The 17,489-nt window shown below is 38.1% G+C and carries 15 protein-coding genes; 14 read left to right on the plus strand and 1 reads right to left on the minus strand.

Going from position 1 to position 17,489, the window contains the following annotated elements; translation table 11 throughout:
• Nucleotides 1-49 precede the first annotated feature (49 nt).
• The 3 genes from DWZ63_RS08180 to DWZ63_RS08190 all read left to right on the plus strand — a co-directional run bounded on the left by DWZ63_RS08180 (nt 50) and on the right by DWZ63_RS08190 (nt 5,321).
• Nucleotides 50-1,219: an HD-GYP domain-containing protein gene (locus DWZ63_RS08180; RefSeq protein WP_118499481.1), complete on the plus strand. Its 1,170-nt coding sequence runs from the start codon at nt 50-52 to the stop codon at nt 1,217-1,219.
• Nucleotides 1,220-1,402: 183 nt separating this feature from the next.
• Nucleotides 1,403-2,686, plus strand: coding sequence for an adenylosuccinate synthase (locus DWZ63_RS08185; RefSeq protein WP_118499483.1), 1,284 nt, complete (start codon nt 1,403-1,405; stop codon nt 2,684-2,686).
• Between the two features lie 103 nt (nt 2,687-2,789).
• Nucleotides 2,790-5,321 (plus strand): PBP1A family penicillin-binding protein, encoded by a 2,532-nt coding sequence (locus tag DWZ63_RS08190; RefSeq protein ID WP_118499485.1) that lies wholly within the window; start codon nt 2,790-2,792, stop codon nt 5,319-5,321.
• Here the strand turns inward: DWZ63_RS08190 and DWZ63_RS08195 are convergent.
• A complete protein-coding gene (locus DWZ63_RS08195; RefSeq protein WP_055945945.1) occupies nt 5,299-6,189 on the minus strand; it encodes a DUF3881 family protein in 891 nt (296 codons plus the stop codon). The genes DWZ63_RS08190 and DWZ63_RS08195 overlap by 23 nt on opposite strands.
• Before the next feature lie 216 nt (nt 6,190-6,405).
• Here DWZ63_RS08195 and DWZ63_RS08200 point away from each other — a divergent pair, with 216 nt between their 5' ends.
• The 11 genes from DWZ63_RS08200 to DWZ63_RS08250 all read left to right on the plus strand — a co-directional run bounded on the left by DWZ63_RS08200 (nt 6,406) and on the right by DWZ63_RS08250 (nt 17,460).
• The gene (locus DWZ63_RS08200; RefSeq protein WP_055945948.1) at nt 6,406-7,272 is read left to right on the plus strand and encodes a DegV family protein; all 867 of its coding nucleotides are present in this window, start codon (nt 6,406-6,408) and stop codon (nt 7,270-7,272) included.
• 165 nt (nt 7,273-7,437) lie between these two features.
• Nucleotides 7,438-8,688, plus strand: a complete 1,251-nt coding sequence (locus DWZ63_RS08205) for a glutamate-5-semialdehyde dehydrogenase (protein ID WP_055945951.1) — start codon at nt 7,438-7,440, stop codon at nt 8,686-8,688.
• 16 nt (nt 8,689-8,704) lie between these two features.
• Complete coding sequence (locus DWZ63_RS08210; RefSeq protein WP_118499487.1) at nt 8,705-9,580, plus strand: ABC transporter ATP-binding protein; 876 nt, start codon at nt 8,705-8,707, stop codon at nt 9,578-9,580.
• A 130-nt stretch (nt 9,581-9,710) separates the two neighbouring features.
• Nucleotides 9,711-11,411, plus strand: a complete 1,701-nt coding sequence (locus tag DWZ63_RS08215; protein WP_118499489.1) for a hypothetical protein — start codon at nt 9,711-9,713, stop codon at nt 11,409-11,411.
• Between the two features lie 152 nt (nt 11,412-11,563).
• Nucleotides 11,564-12,604, plus strand: a complete 1,041-nt coding sequence (locus tag DWZ63_RS08220; RefSeq protein WP_055945957.1) for a lysylphosphatidylglycerol synthase transmembrane domain-containing protein — start codon at nt 11,564-11,566, stop codon at nt 12,602-12,604.
• Nucleotides 12,586-13,233, plus strand: coding sequence for a YigZ family protein (locus DWZ63_RS08225; protein ID WP_118499491.1), 648 nt, complete (start codon nt 12,586-12,588; stop codon nt 13,231-13,233). Before DWZ63_RS08220 ends, DWZ63_RS08225 begins: the two co-directional genes overlap by 19 nt.
• A 14-nt stretch (nt 13,234-13,247) precedes the next feature.
• A complete protein-coding gene (locus tag DWZ63_RS08230; protein WP_118499493.1) occupies nt 13,248-14,582 on the plus strand; it encodes an AAA family ATPase in 1,335 nt (444 codons plus the stop codon).
• Nucleotides 14,583-14,598: 16 nt separating this feature from the next.
• Nucleotides 14,599-14,937 (plus strand): hypothetical protein, encoded by a 339-nt coding sequence (locus DWZ63_RS08235; protein ID WP_118499495.1) that lies wholly within the window; start codon nt 14,599-14,601, stop codon nt 14,935-14,937.
• Nucleotides 14,855-15,670 (plus strand): phosphatase PAP2 family protein, encoded by an 816-nt coding sequence (locus tag DWZ63_RS08240; protein ID WP_243020531.1) that lies wholly within the window; start codon nt 14,855-14,857, stop codon nt 15,668-15,670. The genes DWZ63_RS08235 and DWZ63_RS08240 overlap by 83 nt, the downstream gene beginning before the upstream one ends.
• Nucleotides 15,671-16,732, plus strand: a complete 1,062-nt coding sequence (locus DWZ63_RS08245) for a lysylphosphatidylglycerol synthase transmembrane domain-containing protein (RefSeq protein WP_118499497.1) — start codon at nt 15,671-15,673, stop codon at nt 16,730-16,732.
• A gap of 8 nt (nt 16,733-16,740) precedes the next feature.
• A complete protein-coding gene (locus DWZ63_RS08250; RefSeq protein ID WP_055945970.1) occupies nt 16,741-17,460 on the plus strand; it encodes a CDP-alcohol phosphatidyltransferase family protein in 720 nt (239 codons plus the stop codon).
• Nucleotides 17,461-17,489 lie beyond the last annotated feature (29 nt).

Below are 17,489 nucleotides of genomic sequence, written 5' to 3' on the forward strand. Positions count from 1 at the left end.
CTTGCAAAAGGGTATGAATTGAAAATTTGGCAAGCAGAATGGAGGCTATATGGCAGCTAAGCGTATTTTGACTTCCAGGGCAACACAAAACATGATAGTGGCAGATGATGTTTATACATCAGATGATAAGCTGGTAATTCCTGAAGGTACGGTACTTACGGAAGATATTATTGATTCACTAAAAGAATATGGTGTCTTCGCAATTAGAATTAAAGTCGATGATGACGGAAACAATGCAGCAGCGGAGAATGAAAAAGTCACGCTTGCCGGGGACGAAGCCCTGAACGAACAGAGGCAGGAAATTAAAAACTCAGCAGAACAGGAACATGAAAGCTTTCTGAAACAAGTTAAAGAGAGCAAAGAGTTTGAAGTGTTTCACAGTGCATTTGTTGACAGCGTTGACAATCTTAAAAATGTATTCAGCAAGGTTGTAATGCACAATGAGCAGATAGATGGTGAGTCGATACTCAGCGATGTTGAAAATGTTGTATCGAAAGGAAGAAATAGTATTCATATTCTTGATATGCTTCAGTGTATGAGAGGGTATGATGATGTAACATATGTTCACAGTGTCAATGTTGCATTGCTCAGTAATATGATAGGGCGTATTGTATATCCGGACATTAGTGACGAGGAACTTAAGGTACTTACATTGGCAGGACTTCTTCATGATATAGGAAAAATGATGGTACCTGACAATATAATACAGAAAAAAGGCAGACTTACACTTCCGGAGTATAATCTTGTCAAGACGCATGTACTGTTTGGAAATAATATTCTTAAAGGCATTGACAATCTTGACCCAAGGATAGCAGAAGTTGCGATGCGTCATCATGAGAGATGTGATGGAACCGGTTATCCGGGGGGATACAAAAGAGAACAGATAGAGCCATTTGCGAGAATTGTCGCAATAGCGGATACATATGATGCCATGACATCAGACAGAGCATATAGGGCAGCAATATGTCCGTTTGATGTTATAGAGATGTTTGAACGCGAGGGAATCGTCAAGTATGATGTTGAGTTTTTGCTTCCGTTTCTCGAAAAAGCAGTACAGGCATATATGAATACTAATGTAAGGCTTTCCACAAATCAGATTGGAAAAGTAATAATGATAAACAAAAATGAATTTTCAAAGCCTGTTGTCCAGGTGGGAGATGAATTTTATGACTTATCAAAAGAAACAAATGATATTGTTATAGATAAGGTCTTGATATAATTCTTCAAATTAGGTATAATCCATTGTGGTCTTATAAATAAAGACATGAGAATGTTGTCTTACTGCCGGCGGTCATATCATAAGCACGAACAGTGGTATATTGTCAAAGGGGTCAGCAGACTCATCTATACATATCGTAAAATATATGGTGTCATACATATTATGACAGATTGGAGGATTTTTATGGTTACAGCTATCGTAGGTGCTAACTGGGGAGATGAAGGTAAAGGTAAGATTACTGATATGCTTGGAGAAGAGTCGGACATCATCGTTCGTTTCCAGGGAGGAAGTAATGCAGGTCATACAATTATAAACAACTATGGTAAATTTGCATTGCATTTACTTCCATCAGGTGTATTTTATGATCATACTACAAGTATTATCGGTAATGGTGTTGCACTCAATATCCCATATTTATTCAATGAAATAAATGAACTTGTTAAAAGAGGAGTACCACAGCCAAAAATCCTCGTATCTGACAGGGCTCAGATTCTTATGCCTTATCATGTCGCATTTGATGAGTATGAAGAAGAAAGACTTGGCAAGAAGTCATTTGGTTCTACAAAGTCAGGAATTGCACCATTTTATTCAGATAAATATGCAAAGATTGGAATCCAGGTTTCAGAGCTTTTCCAGGATGATGATGCATTAAAAGAGAAGATTGAAAGAATTTGTGTCCAGAAAAATGTTATATTAAAACATTTGTACAATAAACCTGAACTTGATCAGGCAGAGATACTTGATACACTTCATAAGTACAGAGATATGGTTGCACCATATGTATGTGATGTATCTGCATATCTTAGGAAGGCTATTAAAGAAGGAAAGAATATTCTTTTAGAGGGACAGCTTGGTTCACTCAAAGATCCGGACCACGGAATTTATCCTATGGTTACATCATCATCAACACTTGCCGCATACGGAGCAATCGGTGCAGGCATACCACCATATGAGATAAAAAGAATCGTTACTGTAGTCAAGGCTTATTCAAGTGCTGTTGGAGCAGGTGAATTTGTAAGTGAGATTCTTGATGAGGAAGAAGCAGACAAACTTCGTAAACATGGTGGTGACGGCGGAGAGTATGGAGCAACAACAGGTCGTCCTCGTCGTATGGGATGGTTTGATGCGGTTGCAACGCGTTACGGATGTGAGATTCAGGGTGCAACTGAGGTTGTACTTACAGTGCTTGATTGTCTCGGTTATCTCAAGGAAATTCCGGTATGTGTAGGTTATGAGATTGATGGAGAAGTCGTAAAAGACTTCCCTGTTACGGCAAAGCTTGCAAAAGCAAAGCCTGTTTACAAAGTTCTTCCGGGATGGAATTGTGACATAGGCGGAATCAAAGAATATGATAAACTTCCAAAAGAATGTAGGGACTACATTGAGTTTATTGAAAAAGAAATCGGAGTTCCTATTAAGATGGTATCAAATGGACCAAAGAGACATGATATTATTCATAGAGCTTAAAAATATATAAATCAAGAAAATATACGGGTTAGTTGGTTTTCAGATACGGCATAATGCTTTTGAAAAACGATTAGCCCGTATAGTGTTAAGTGGAAAGGAAATTATGAATTACGGCAAAAAAGAGATAGACAGCAAAATAGACAAAATTAATTCATCTAATAAAAAAGTATTCAACAAAATAAAGCTTAATGTAAAGATTTTTGCTGTTATCATTGTGTTTACCTTGATTTTGTGTGCGGTATTTTCGGGAGTCGGGATAGTAAGAGGACTTACGGACAGTGCACCTGATATAAATGAAGAAAATATAATGCCTGATGGATATCCTTCCATTATATATGATGCTAACGGCAAAAAGGTTCAAAAACTGATGGGCATAAACGCTAACAGAGAGTATAAAAAGATAACTGACATTCCTGAGTGTGTTCAGAATGCATTTGTTGCAATCGAGGATGCAAGATTTTACAAACACAGTGGTGTAGATCTTCAGGGAATTTTGCGTGCGGTGTTTTCAGCATTATCTGATGAAAAAATGACGCAGGGAGCGAGTACCATTACCCAGCAGCTTTTGAAAAATCAGGTGTTTGGCGGTGGAAATGAAAAGTCATTTTTTGGAAAAGTTTCAAGAAAGATACAGGAACAGTCACTTGCCATTAAGCTTGAAAGTACCATAGATAAGAAAAAAATACTTGAATATTATCTGAACACGATAAATCTTGGACAAAATACAATGGGGGTTGAGACGGCAAGCAAAAGATATTTTGGAAAATCAGTTTCAAAACTGACGGTATCTGAGGCAGCAGTGCTTGCGGGAATTACCCAAAATCCGACAGAATATAATCCTATCACAGAGCAGCAGAACAATGAAGCAAAAAGAAAGATTATATTGAAAAATATGCTTGATCAGGAATATATAACTGAAGATGAGTATGAGGAAGCATTGGGGGATGATGTTTACAGCCGGATACAAGATATAAATAAAGAAAAAAGGACATCTTCTTATGGTGATATAAACTCATATTATGTTGATGCGGTTATTGAAAATGTTGTAAGTGATCTTAAACAGAAACTTGGATATACGGAAACACAGGCATATAATGCAATCTACAGGGAGGGACTGAAAATATATACTTGTCAGGATCAGTCACTTCAAAAGATATGTGATGATGTTATAAACAATGATAAATATTATCAGAAAAATACAAAGTCGTATCTTTCATATCAGCTTAAGGTAAAAAAATCAGATGGTGAAACTGAATCATATACTGAGGGCGACGTAAGAGCATTTATAAATGATGCACACAAAAAGAGAATAAGTTTTTATTTTAAAAACCGTAAAAAAGCTGAGAAGTATATAAAATTGTTTAAAAAGAAAAATTTGGATAAGCATGATAAGATACTGAGTGAGAGCATCAATCTGATAAAGCAGCCGCAGGCATCTTTTGTTTTGATGGAACAGTCTACAGGAAAAGTTAGGGCTATAGTGGGAGGAAGAGGTGAAAAGACAGCAAACAGAACATTGAACAGGGCATCTTCCTCAAAGAGACAGCCGGGTTCTACATTTAAAGTTTTATCGACATATCTGCCTGCACTTGATACAAGTGGTTTTACACTTGCAAATGTTATGGATGATGCACCATATAAATATCCCGGAACAAATAAGCGTGTAAAAGACTGGGATTCATCAGGATACAAAGGACTTACATCACTGCGACAGGGTATTGTCGATTCGGTAAATATTGTTACGGTAAAAACTTTTCAGAAAGTTACACCCCAGACCGGATTTGATTATCTGTTAAATCTTGGATTTACGACATTAGTTGACCGGCGAGAGACTTCAGATGGGCAGATATATTCAGATATTCAGCTTCCGACAGCACTCGGTGGACTTACGGATGGTGTAACCAATGTTGAGCTTACGGCGGCATATGCTGCGATAGCAAATGGCGGAACATATATAAAGCCTGTATATTATACAAAAATAGTTGACTCTAAGGGAAATGTTCTGCTGCAAAACAGTAAGTCCGGTAAAAAAGTGATGAAGAATACGACGGCATGGCTTCTTACTGATGCAATGAAAGATGTGATAAAAAGAGGAACAGGAAAGAAAGCTGCATTTAAGAAAATCAAAATGCCACAGGCAGGAAAAACAGGAACAACATCTGACAATACGGACTTCTGGTTTGAGGGATATACACCGTATTATACGGCAGGAATATGGCTTGGCTATGATTCGATGTTTACGCAGATGTCAGGAAGTGCAAGCAAGATAATGTGGCGTGATATTATGGAGAAAGTTCATAAAGTCAAAAAATTGAAGAATAAAAACTTTAAGAAACCGGAAGACATAATAACTAGAAAAATATGTAAGAAGTGCGGCAAGCTTGCGGTTTACGGTCTTTGTGACAGAGCACTTGATGGAAATGATATAAAAACCGAATATTTTGCAAGAGGAACACAGCCAAAGGAAAGTTGTGACTGTCATGTGAAATATACTTTTTCAAATTCAACCGGTCATATGGCAGAAACAGGTGCATCTGCTTCGACTAATGATAAAGTGTATCTCAATAAAGACGAATCAACTTATAAGGCACAGACAAAAGATACACCGTATCTTATACCAGGCTGGTTGAAATAAAGTCAGCGTGTCCCTGCATCCAGATAACGCCCTTGAAGCGACGACCTATCATAGGTTCTCCTTCAAGGTCTTTTCTGTTTATGGAGATGTTCATAACAACATCATTACAGTTTATAAGAAGCTGGAAAACATCTTCATTTGTGTAAGGATTGGTCGTAAGTGACCAGTTAAGTATAGTACCTATTATCATATAGTTGTCTGATTCCGAGCCATATGGAATAAATGTGGAATCGACTATAGAGTACAAATCTTCTGTCATAATTCTTTTCATGAGTTGGCCGGAGAGGTCTATCTCATCGAGAGTTAGATTGTCGATGGCATCCTGGTCTCCGTTTTTTGCCTGAATGATAAGCTGTCTTTTCATGCGTGTTTCATGTCTTAATCTTTCGATGCTGTCATCAGTTTTCTCTATGCCAAGTAAGATGCGTCCAGTAAGTGAAAGACCTGAGAGTGCAAGATTTGCCCTGTGCGGAGTATTATCAGTAAAATTAAGTTTAATATAATCTACGGAATTTTGCAGATAAAAAATAACAGAAACAGCCATGCGTATATCATCACACATACCTGTAAAAGCACTTGTATCGACACGCCGGTTTATTGTGACTTCAGTTCTCATAGTGATAAGTGAACTGTAGCAATATGGAAAATAATGGTCAACATGAAAAAAGCCGAGCTTGTCGTATTCACCACGCACCGTAAGTCCTGTATTATGTGCAAATTCACGGCTCAGTTCCGTAATCTTTCTGCCATCCTTAGACAAAATCTGTTTGCTGACGGACGGTTTATCCATAGTGATACCAAGAAGTTTATCCATATCCTGTTTTGTTGTGATGTTGCTGAAACCGACAGCTCTTAAAAATCTATGCATATGATATTACTCCATTATTTATAAAAAATTTATTTAATACTATTTAATACTATCTTGCATCATATGATACTACATGACTGCCACAGCTACAAGTATAATATTCGGCTATTTTCTTGTAAAAAAGCGACTTTTAGGGTATAATCTAATGAGTTTCAGTGTAAACCGGTCGGCTTAAAAGCAGTTTGCACAAAAAACAGCACAAGAATGGAGATTAATATGAGCAGGATTGCGGTTATTACGGATAGTAACAGTGGTATAAATTTTGAAGATGCAAAAGAACTTGGGATTAAAGTTCTGCCTATGCCTTTTCTTATTGATGGAAAGACTTATTTTGAGGAGATAAGTCTTTCGCAGGAAGAATTTTTTGAGAAACTTGAAAATGATGTTGACATATCGACATCCCAGCCGTCACCGGAGAGCGTCATGAAGATATGGGATGAGGCACTTGAGGAGGCTGACGAGGTGGTTTATATACCTATGTCGAGCGGTCTTTCAAGTTCATGCCATACGGCATTGATGCTGGCAGATGATTATGATGGAAAAGTTCAGGTTGTTGATAACCAGAGAATATCTGTCACACAGCGTCAGTCAGTGCTTGATGCTATGGAACTTGCAAAAAGAGGACTTACGGCAGTTCAGATAAAAGAAAAGCTTGAGAAAGTTAAGTTTGAATCGAGTATATATATAATGCTCGATACGCTTAAATATCTCAAAAAGGGCGGCAGGATAACACCGGCGGCAGCAGCAGTTGGCTCTGCACTAAGGTTAAAACCTGTTCTTACGATTCAGGGAGAAAAACTTGACGCATATGCGATAGCCAAGACAAAAAAGCAGGGTGTCAAGAAGATGCTCGCAGCAATAGAAGATGACATAAACAAGAGATTTGGCGGTACTGACCATATGGAAAACATACACATGGAGATAGCACATACCAAAAATCCTGAGGCGGCAGAGGATTTAAAACAGCAGATAATCGAAAAATTCGGAGTGACTGAGGTTGACCTTTATCCGTTGTCATTAAGCATTGCGTGTCATATAGGACCTGGTTCTATAGCAGTTGCGTGCTCAAAAGTTATTGACTGAAAAAATTTATATAATTATTAAAATATTGAAGATTTTTATTGAAACAAATCGTTATATAGGTGTATGCGGAACTGTCGTAAAGATATGATTAGATTGTGCACCCGGCACAACACATTGGTTTTGCAATCACCTGAAATCGTTTATAGAATGAGGGGGAAAGACGGGATGAATTATATCGAACAGCTTGGTAAAGCAGCTAAGGCATCAAAAAAGAGTATAGCAACGGCAGGAACGGCTAAGAAAAATGAGGTTCTTGAAAAGATAGCAGAAAATCTCAGAAAAAATATTGATGTGATACTTAAAGAAAATGAAAAAGATACGGCTATGGCAAAGGAAAATGGTATAACTGATGCAATGGTAGACAGACTCCGGCTTACACCTGAAAGGATAAATGATATCGCTGATGCGTGCATATATCTGACCGGGTTAAATGACCCGGTCGGCGAGGTTATCGAGGGTTACACCAGACCGAACGGTATGCGTATCACAAAGACAAGAGTTCCGATGGGAGTTATCGGTATTATCTTTGAGTCAAGACCAAATGTCACGGTCGATGCGGCAACGCTTTGTATAAAAAGCGGAAATGCAGCGATACTTAGAGGTGGAAAAGAAGCGATAAACTCAAATAAAATTCTTATGGACATAATGAGGGAGTCAGTAGAGGAATGTGGTCTGCCGAAAGATATAATCCAGCTTGTCGAAGATACATCGAGAGAGAGTTCAAATCAGATGATGAGAGCGAACGGTTACATAGATGTGCTTATTCCAAGAGGAGGAAAAGGACTTATAAAAGCGGTGGTTGAAAATGCCACGGTGCCGGTTATTGAAACGGGAAGCGGTAACTGCCATATTTATATAGATGAGAGTGCCGATATTGACATGGCGGTATCAGTCACAAACAATGGAAAGACACAGCGTCCGAGCGTGTGCAATGCACTTGAGACTTGTCTTGTGCATAAGTCGGTTGCAAAGGAGTTTCTTCCAAAACTTATGGAGGAGTTTAAAAAGTTTAATGTCGATGTAAGAGGATGTGAGAGAACCGTTGAGATACTCGGAGAAGGCATAAAGCCTGCTACAGAGGAAGATTATGCCACGGAGTTTGATGATTATATCATGGCTGTAAAGGTTGTTGATGATATAGACGAGGCGATAGAGCATATATCAGAATATTCTACGGGACATTCTGAGTGTATCATTACAAATGACCTTAAAAATGCTGAGAAATTCCAGAGGGAGATAGACAGTGCGTGCGTATATGTAAACTGTTCAACGAGATTTACTGATGGCGGTGAATTTGGATTTGGAGCTGAGATAGGAATATCAACACAGAGGCTTCATGCAAGAGGACCTATGGGACTTAGGGAACTTACAACGATGAAATACCTCATAAACGGAGATGGACAGATAAGAAAATAGGGAAAGGGAAAGGGTTATGGAATTAAAAGTAGAAAATCTGATAAAGAGTTTTGAAGAAAAAAGAGTTATAAAAGGTGCGGACTACTCGTTCGAGAAAGGAAAAATATATGGGCTGCTGGGAAGAAACGGTGCAGGAAAGACAACACTTTTTAACTGTATAAGCGGTGAGATGGATTTTGACAGCGGAAAGATTTATATGACAGATGAAGAAAACAGTGAGAGCATGGATTATGAAAAGATAGGTTATGTCTATTCAACACCGATACTTCCGGAGTTTCTTACAGGTTATGAGTTTATCAGATTTTTTACTGATATAAACAAAAAGAAAATAAAAAATATTAAAACACCAGAGGAATATGCAGATATGGTGTGCTTTGACAGAAGTGACCTTGACAAACTTATAAAAGGCTATTCGCATGGAATGAAAAACAAGATGCAGATGCTTGCGACAGTTATTGCAAGCCCTGAGGTTATACTTCTCGACGAGCCGCTAACATCACTTGATGTTGTCGCCGCACATGAGATGAAAGAAATGCTTATGAATATGAAAAAGGATCATATAATCATTTTTTCTACACATATACTTCAGCTTGCAAAAGATCTTTGTGATGAGATAGTGCTTCTTCACGGAGGAAAGCTTGCAGGAGTGGCAGATGAGGTTTATCACAGTGCAGACTTTGAAGAAAAGCTTATACAGATGCTTAGTGCCGAAAGTGATGAAGATACAGAAAATATTGATATGTGGAGTGCAGATGCAGGTTTGTATGAACAAAATCTTTCGGATGATAAAAATAAAAACGAGAAAGATAATTTAATGACCGATGGCAATACCGAAAATCATACACAATCAGACAGCAGGACTGACGACTACGATCCATATGATTTTGATTGATAAATGTGAGAAATAAGTTCGAGAGTTTATTTTTTGCACGAATATTTGCTTATGAGAGATGACAAATAGATTTGACACCTGAATCTTTATAGCAAATTGCTCAGAAATTTCGTAGTCAGGAGGAAGAAGAATGTTTGAATTGATGTATCAGCAGATGCAGATTGCGTTTGCCGAGAGAATAAACAAATTTATATATACGGTTAGGAGAATACCGGTTATCGGAAAATGCATACCTGAGGAACTTTATGCGAGAGTATCTTTAAAAAGAGTGCTTGCGGTGTTGGCGGCAATACGGTCAGTGCTTGGAGATATGATAAATAAACTTTTATATTTTTTAGCCGCCATATGTTTAGGAGCTACTGTTGTTTATATTTTTTTGGACGATGGGAAAAATGCTTTCACGGGACAAAGTATCATGTTGTTCTGGATATTTTTCTTTATGAATTTTTTGCTGGGTTCATTTGTAAACAGTAATATATGTGCCTGTGATGAAAAAGATTATCTGCTTGTAGGTCTGCTGAGGATTGATGCAAAAAAGTATTTTTTATTAAAAATATTTAAATCGCAGATTACACAGATAATATATTACACGGTATTTATGAGCGTGGCACAGCATATCATATTTGATGAAAGTTTAATGACGGTGTTTCTTTATATGCTTGGATTTGCAGCGTTCAGGTTTATAGGAGAGGCGGTAAGACTTTTCTTAAACGACAGATTTGGTATGCCGTTTACGGATAAAAAGCTGCCGGGCATATTTTATAATATTTATACGGTAGTTATGTTTTTTGTGGCATATGGAACTTTTTATCTGTTGATATTTCTCAAATATGTACTTGACATTGACGGGATAGTTTACCCTGATATACGCATTGTAGCGACAAATCCGGTGTTTCTTATATTGTCAGTTGTACTGGCGGTACTATCAATAAGATATATTGTAAATTATCAAAATTATCCGCTTGTTGCCAAAAGACTTGCCGGTTTTAATACGGTTATGGAGCAGAAGGCTGCCGTAGATGCGCTTGTAAAGGTAAATCAGAATGTTGAGGCGGATGACCTTAGCAAAAAAGAAACAGGACAGAAGATTTTTGAAGAAAAAGAGGGATATGAATATCTCAATGCGATATTTTTTGAGCGGCACAAAAAGATTTTTTCAAGACCGAGAAAATTAAAAACGGTTATTTCATTTATCATAATGGCTGCGAGCATAGTGGGGCTTATCGTATTTAAGGCAGGCTCAACGGCAAAGGAGTTTAATTCATTTGCAAATGATATGTGGAATGCAATGGACAGGGTTATGACTATCTTTGTATTTCTTATGTATTGCATTACATCAGGAAGAAGCATAACGAGAGCGTTATTTTATAATTGCGACCATAGTCTTATGAAATACGGTTATTACAGAAGACCTGATGCCATACTTAAAAATTTCAGGATAAGACTGAGATTTATGTTAAAAGGCGAACTTCCTATGGTAGTTGTATTATGTGTCGGTTTTGTGATAGATACGATAATCATCGGAAAGGCAGACCAGTGGGTAAAGCTTCTTTCGATAATAGCCTGCATAGTATTGCTGAGTATCTTTTATTCAGTGGTATATCTTTGTATGTATTATATTTTCCAGCCGTACACAGAGGGCGGAAAAGAGACGGGAGTCGGATATTCAGTATGTAAGGGTGTTATATATGTGGCATCATATTCATGCTTGCAGATAGATACGCTTCCACAGTATTTTGCTGCAATAATAATGGTGATAACTGTTGTAGGGCTTGTCGCAGGCTATGTACTTGCATATTTTATGGCACCGAAACGATTTGTTTTGAAATAAATGCATATGTTTGTTAAGCGGATGCATACGGTGTTGATTTTGCAAAAATAGAAGCTGATAGAGTTATGGCAGGGAGCAGAGTGGATTGCGAATAATTAAAGGTGATGATGATTTTACCGGTGTATTACTGAAATGACAGGATGGGAGGAAGAATGGGCAAAAATAAAAAATACTATTTAAATGTAATATTTATGGCGGTTCTTTTAGCGGCAGTGTTTTATGTGCTTTTAAAAGACCAGGACTTAAATGACATATTAAATGCGATGAGAGGTGCTAAGAAATTTGATATGATTCTCTCGATGTTTGCGGCACTTGTTTATGTTATCATGGAGGGAGTTTCCATGCAGATAATATTACACTCGCTCGATTTCAAGAAACAGGGACTAAAATGTGTAAAATATTCGTTTATAGGATTTTTCTTTAATGCGATAACACCGTCGGCATCCGGTGGGCAGCCCATGCAGGTATATTATATGCATGAGGAGGGGATAAATGCGGGAGCATCTTCAGTGACACTTCTTTTCTGGACGATAATATACAAAGTCGTACTCGTCGTATTTGAGTTGTATGTATTTTTGTTCCATTTTGATTTTGCCGTAAAATATATCGGCGGATATATGTGGCTGTTTATTATTGGGATGGCGGTAAATGTTGTTTCGATAGTTTTATATACAATTATAGTTTTTTCAGAAACGGGTGCAAAAAAGCTTGCTTATATGGGAACATGGTTTTTACATAAATTAAAGATAGTAAGACATAAAGAAAAGGCAGAAAAGAAACTTGACGCTCTGCTTGATTCATACAAAGAGGGTGCAGTCTATATGCGTACCCATGTAAAGGTTGCAATAATTGTATTCTTAACGACTTGTGTTCAGAGGATTTCGTACTTTGCAGTAACATGGTTTGTCTATAGGGCACTTGGCGGCAGTGGATTTTCGGCATTGGAGATAATAATGCTTCAAAGTTTCGTGTCGGTATGTATAGACATCCTTCCGTTTCCGGGAGGTGTCGGAGCAAACGAGGGTTTTTTCGTGGCACTGTTTGCACCGGTCATGGGACACAGCATCGCGGTATCAGCAATGCTTCTCAGCAGGGGTTCAAGCTTCTATGTTTTAGTTATAGTCAGTGCAGCAGTATCAATGTTTGCACAGTTTCAGAATGTACGGAGGAGTAAATGTCAGAATACAAGATAGTTTATAAAGGCGGAACAGGGGAGATAGTTGAAAAAAAATCAAGATTTATAGCAAATGTGTTTAAGGTAGAGAGCGAAGATGAGGCTCTTGAGATTATTGAGCAGACAAGAAAAAAATACTGGGATGCAAGACACAACTGTTTTGCCTATATTATAGGAGAAAACGGGCAGACAAAAAGATGCAGTGATGACAAAGAACCGCAGGGAACGGCGGGAAAGCCTATACTTGAAGTTATCGATGGGGCGGGCATTATAAATATCCTTGTTGTTGTCACAAGATATTTCGGTGGAACACTTCTTGGCACGGGAGGACTTGTAAGAGCATACTCCGGTGCGGCAAAAGAGGGAATTGCAAACAGCAGTATAATTACTAAAGAAGCCGGAAAGAAATTTGTGATAGACACTGATTACAATGGTGTAGGCAAATTACAGTATATTGCAGCAAATATGGACATAACGATAACAGATACACAGTACACTGATAAGGTTGTAATGACATTTATAGTACCGCTTGATAAATGTGAGGAATTAAAGAAAAAGATAGTAGAAGCGACGGCAGGCAAGGCTGGGATAGATGACAGAGAGGAAATATATTTTGCAATGCTTGATGGCAGTCCGGTAATCTTTTAGAAAGGTAGTACATCATGGATTTATTTGATTATATGCGTGAACAGAGCAAAGAAGATGAATCTCCGCTTGCATCAAGACTCAGACCGAGAACGCTCGATGAAGTGGTGGGGCAGCAGCATATTGTCGGAAAAGGCAAACTTTTATATCGTGCAATAAAAGCTGACAAACTTGGTTCTATCATATTTTACGGACCTCCGGGAACAGGAAAGACAACACTTGCTAAGGTTATCGCAAACACGACAAGTGCAGAGTTTTTACAGATAAATGCGACAAGTGCAGGAAAAAAGGATATGGAGGAAGTTATAGAAAAAGCCAAAAACAACGCAGGAATGTATGGCAAAAAAACTATCCTTTTTGTAGACGAGATTCATAGGTTTAATAAAGGACAGCAGGATTATCTGTTGCCGTTTGTCGAGGACGGAACAGTCATTCTTATTGGTGCGACAACTGAAAACCCATATTTTGAGGTAAATGGTGCGCTTATATCAAGGTCAAGGATATTTGAATTAAAAGCACTTGATACAGAGGACATAAAAGAACTGATACTTCGTGCCGTAAATGATAAAGAGAGGGGAATGGGTTCGTACAATGCTAAGATAGACGATGAGGCACTTGAATTTCTTGCAGACATGGCAAATGGAGATGCAAGGGCAGCTTTAAATGCCATTGAACTTGGAATACTCACGACCGACAGAGGAGCTGACGGTATTATTCATATAACGCTTGAAGCAGCAGGGGAATGTATCCAGAAAAGACCTGTAAGATATGATAAGACAGGTGACAATCATTATGATACAATATCTGCATTTATAAAGAGTATGCGTGGTTCAGATCCGGATGCGGCGGTCTATTACCTTGCAAGGATGCTCTATGCTGGTGAAGATGTAAAATTTATCGCAAGGAGAATAATGATATGTGCAGCCGAGGATGTATCAAACGCAGACCCACAGGCACTTGTAGTAGCGGTAAGTGCGGCGCAGGCAGTGGAAAGACTTGGTATGCCGGAGGGACGGATAGTGCTTGCACAGGCGGCTGCATATGTGGCATCAGCACCAAAGAGTAATTCGGCAATAATGGCGATAGACGAGGCAATGCAGTCAGTTCGGAATGAGAAGATAAGCGGAGTACCAAATCATTTAAAAGATGCACATTACAAAAGTGCCGGGAAACTCGGTCATGGCACGGGATATAAGTATGCACATGATTATCCGAATCATTATGTAAGACAGCAGTATCTTCCGGATGAACTTGTGGGACGAAAGTTTTATGTGCCGTCAGACAATGGGTATGAGAGGAATATTTCTGAATACTTTAATAAAATAAAGGTTGAGAGCGAAACTCTTGAGTAGTTGTGAGGTGATTTGATTGAAAAAAATAAAACAGGTTGTGGCTATTGTTATGTGTGTTCTTTTGGTTGGCATGTATGTTGCTTCGTTTGTGGCGGCGATTTTTGCCAAGCCGCAGGCTCACGGTCTTTTTATGGCGAGTGTGGGTATGACGATTATGATTCCGTTACTTCTTTATGCGTACACGATTATTTACAGGGTTATTCATCCTGAAGTGCATAAGGAGGATGAAATGTATGAGGATATGGAAAAATATGATGATGGCGGCGGGCTAAATGGTGAGAATGATGGCGGCGAACCGGATAGCGAGAATAATGCCGGCGGGAATAATGATGATAATAGGGATAAGGGAAATTAGAGATATGAGAGATAAAAAAAAGAGTAAGACAGGAAGTACAAGGTTTGGAATATGGTATGAAAAATCTGTGGGAAAACTTATTCCTAAGCAGACGGTTGTCTCACTTATTTCATGCTTTGTGCTTAATTCGGCAATATATACAGGAACTCAGCTTCTTATGAAAAATGCTAAGCATTATGACTTATCGACTAAGTTTGATAAGAGTCTGCCGTTTGTTAAGGAATGGATATACATATATCTTATATGCTTTGCTTTCTGGGCGGTCAACTACATAATAATATCAAGGACTGAGAGAGAACACTGGTATAAGTTTGCAACAGGTGATTATCTGTCAAGACTTATCTGTGGCGTGTTTTTTATATTGCTTCCTACTACCAATGTAAGACCTGAGATTACTAGAAACGGTCTTTCAAGTATTCTTATGAGGTTCGTATATACGGCTGACCCTGCATCAAATCTGTTTCCGTCGATACATTGTCTTGTAAGCTGGATGTGTTTCATCGGGATAAGAAAACAGAAACATATACCGGTTTGGTACAAAGTTTTTTCGGCAGTGTTTGCGGTACTCGTGTTTGCATCAACGCAGTTTACGAAGCAGCATTATATAATTGATGTGTTTGCAGGGGCCGCGATTGCTGAACTGTCATATTTTATAGGGACACATACTAACTTTTATAAAAAGATATGGAGATTTTTTGATAAAGTTAATAATGTTGTATTTGGGAGAGATTAAATGTCAGGAGTAAAGAAAAATATTTTTAATGGTGCTTTTTTGTTGTTGGTGCTTCTTATCACGCTCTATTCGGTATTTCATGGAGAAAATCTTTCAGAGCTTCTAATTTATTTAAAGCAGGGAGATTTCAGATATTGGCTGCTCGGTGCGGTATTTGTTGTAGGATTTATCGAGTCAGAGTCGGTGATAATCTATTATATGATGAAAGTATTAGGCGAAAATGTAAAACTGACACATTGTTTTTTATATTCATTTGTCGGATTTTTCTTCTCGCTCATCACACCATCGGCTACGGGTGGGCAGCCGGCACAGCTTTACTTTATGAAAAAAGATAAACTGTCATTGCCTACATCGACAATGGTACTTCTTATAGTAACGATTACATATAAACTTGTACTTGTCGTGCTTGGTCTTGTTGTAATGATATTAAGACCTGAGCCTGTATGGAGACTTTTAAAACCGATATACGGCTGGTGTTATCTTGGAATTTTCTTGAATGTTGTGTGTGTTTTTGGTATGCTTATACTTGTATTTCATCCTACGCTCGCAAGTAATATTGTATTATTTTGCTTAAGATTGTTTGACAGGATATTTAAGAAAGATATGGAAAAAAAATATGGCGGACGCCTGGAGAGAGCAATGGAAAAATACAGGTATGCGGCAGAATTTTTCTATAAAAACATAAAAGTTATAGTAAATGTATTTCTGATAACCTGCGTGCAGAGACTTCTGCTGTTTGCAGTTACATATCTTGTATATAGGTCATTTTCGCTCAACCTTGCCGGGGCAGGTGTGGTTATAACGCTCCAGGGAATGATTTCTGTTGCAGTTGATATGCTTCCGTTACCGGGAGGGCTTGGGATAAGCGAAAAATTATTTAAAGATATATTCTTGCAGATATGCACAAAAAAATATACGCTTCCTGTTATGATAGTCAGCAGGGGATTAAGTTTTTATGTTCAGCTTGGAATAAGTGCTGTAATGACGGTTGTTGCGTATCTTAGGATTGGGTCAGCAGATAAGATACTAAGCCTGAAACGGTTGTATTTTAGAAAGAAATGAGGATTAATATGAAAGAGAATGTTGAAAAGAAAAAAATCACTGATAAGCTTATAGGAGTATATGATTATACAGTTATACTTACATATATAAGTCTTTTTATATCAGTTATAGGCATGACGCAGGCGATGAACGGAAGATTTAGGACGGCAGTTACCTGTCTTGCACTTTCGGGACTTTGTGATATGTTTGACGGAAAGATAGCCAGAAGCAAAAAGAACAGGACAGACGATGAAAAGCTTTACGGTGTACAGATAGACTCTCTCTGTGATGTAGTCTGCTTCGGTGTGTTTCCGGCACTTATATGTTTCCTTATAGGCGTGAGAGGACCGATAGGAATGTTTATTGTAGGATATTATTGTGTATGCTCAGTTATAAGGCTTGCATTTTTCAATGTACTTGAGACTAGGAGACAGCAGGTGGAGGAAGGAGCAAACAAGTATTATCACGGACTTCCGATAACATCAATGGCTATCGTACTTCCGCTCGTATTTATGCTCCAGGTATTTGTGAGTGACAGGGCATTTGTGCTTGTGTTATATTTTGCCCTTGCGATAGTTGGAACATTATTTATTGTTGATTTCAAACTAAAAAAACCGGATAATAAGACACTTGTATTTCTTGTTGTAGTGGTAGCGGCAGCAGTTATAATAGTTGTTTTATTTTCTAAATACAGAGTGCCAAAGCCGCATTTCTTTGAGAAACCTTTGTGGAAGATTTTCAGAGGGTGATATTGATTAAGATATAACAGTTCAGCTTT

Origin of the sequence: Clostridium sp. AF34-13, assembly GCF_003477845.1 — a bacterium.
GTDB lineage: Bacteria > Bacillota > Clostridia > Lachnospirales > Lachnospiraceae > Butyribacter > Butyribacter intestini.

What these genes read in the sequence shown, in the direction of transcription:
- DWZ63_RS08180 (WP_118499481.1), top strand. Translation starts at nt 50, where the DNA reads ATGGCAGCTAAGCGTATTTTGACTTCCAGGGCAACACAAAACATGATA.
- DWZ63_RS08185 (WP_118499483.1), top strand. Translation starts at nt 1,403, where the DNA reads ATGGTTACAGCTATCGTAGGTGCTAACTGGGGAGATGAAGGTAAAGGT.
- DWZ63_RS08190 (WP_118499485.1), top strand. Translation starts at nt 2,790, where the DNA reads ATGAATTACGGCAAAAAAGAGATAGACAGCAAAATAGACAAAATTAAT.
- DWZ63_RS08195 (WP_055945945.1), bottom strand. Translation starts at nt 6,189, where the DNA reads ATGCATAGATTTTTAAGAGCTGTCGGTTTCAGCAACATCACAACAAAA.
- DWZ63_RS08200 (WP_055945948.1), top strand. Translation starts at nt 6,406, where the DNA reads ATGAGCAGGATTGCGGTTATTACGGATAGTAACAGTGGTATAAATTTT.
- DWZ63_RS08205 (WP_055945951.1), top strand. Translation starts at nt 7,438, where the DNA reads ATGAATTATATCGAACAGCTTGGTAAAGCAGCTAAGGCATCAAAAAAG.
- DWZ63_RS08210 (WP_118499487.1), top strand. Translation starts at nt 8,705, where the DNA reads ATGGAATTAAAAGTAGAAAATCTGATAAAGAGTTTTGAAGAAAAAAGA.
- DWZ63_RS08215 (WP_118499489.1), top strand. Translation starts at nt 9,711, where the DNA reads ATGTTTGAATTGATGTATCAGCAGATGCAGATTGCGTTTGCCGAGAGA.
- DWZ63_RS08220 (WP_055945957.1), top strand. Translation starts at nt 11,564, where the DNA reads ATGGGCAAAAATAAAAAATACTATTTAAATGTAATATTTATGGCGGTT.
- DWZ63_RS08225 (WP_118499491.1), top strand. Translation starts at nt 12,586, where the DNA reads ATGTCAGAATACAAGATAGTTTATAAAGGCGGAACAGGGGAGATAGTT.
- DWZ63_RS08230 (WP_118499493.1), top strand. Translation starts at nt 13,248, where the DNA reads ATGGATTTATTTGATTATATGCGTGAACAGAGCAAAGAAGATGAATCT.
- DWZ63_RS08240 (WP_243020531.1), top strand. Translation starts at nt 14,855, where the DNA reads ATGGTGAGAATGATGGCGGCGAACCGGATAGCGAGAATAATGCCGGCG.
- DWZ63_RS08245 (WP_118499497.1), top strand. Translation starts at nt 15,671, where the DNA reads ATGTCAGGAGTAAAGAAAAATATTTTTAATGGTGCTTTTTTGTTGTTG.
- DWZ63_RS08250 (WP_055945970.1), top strand. Translation starts at nt 16,741, where the DNA reads ATGAAAGAGAATGTTGAAAAGAAAAAAATCACTGATAAGCTTATAGGA.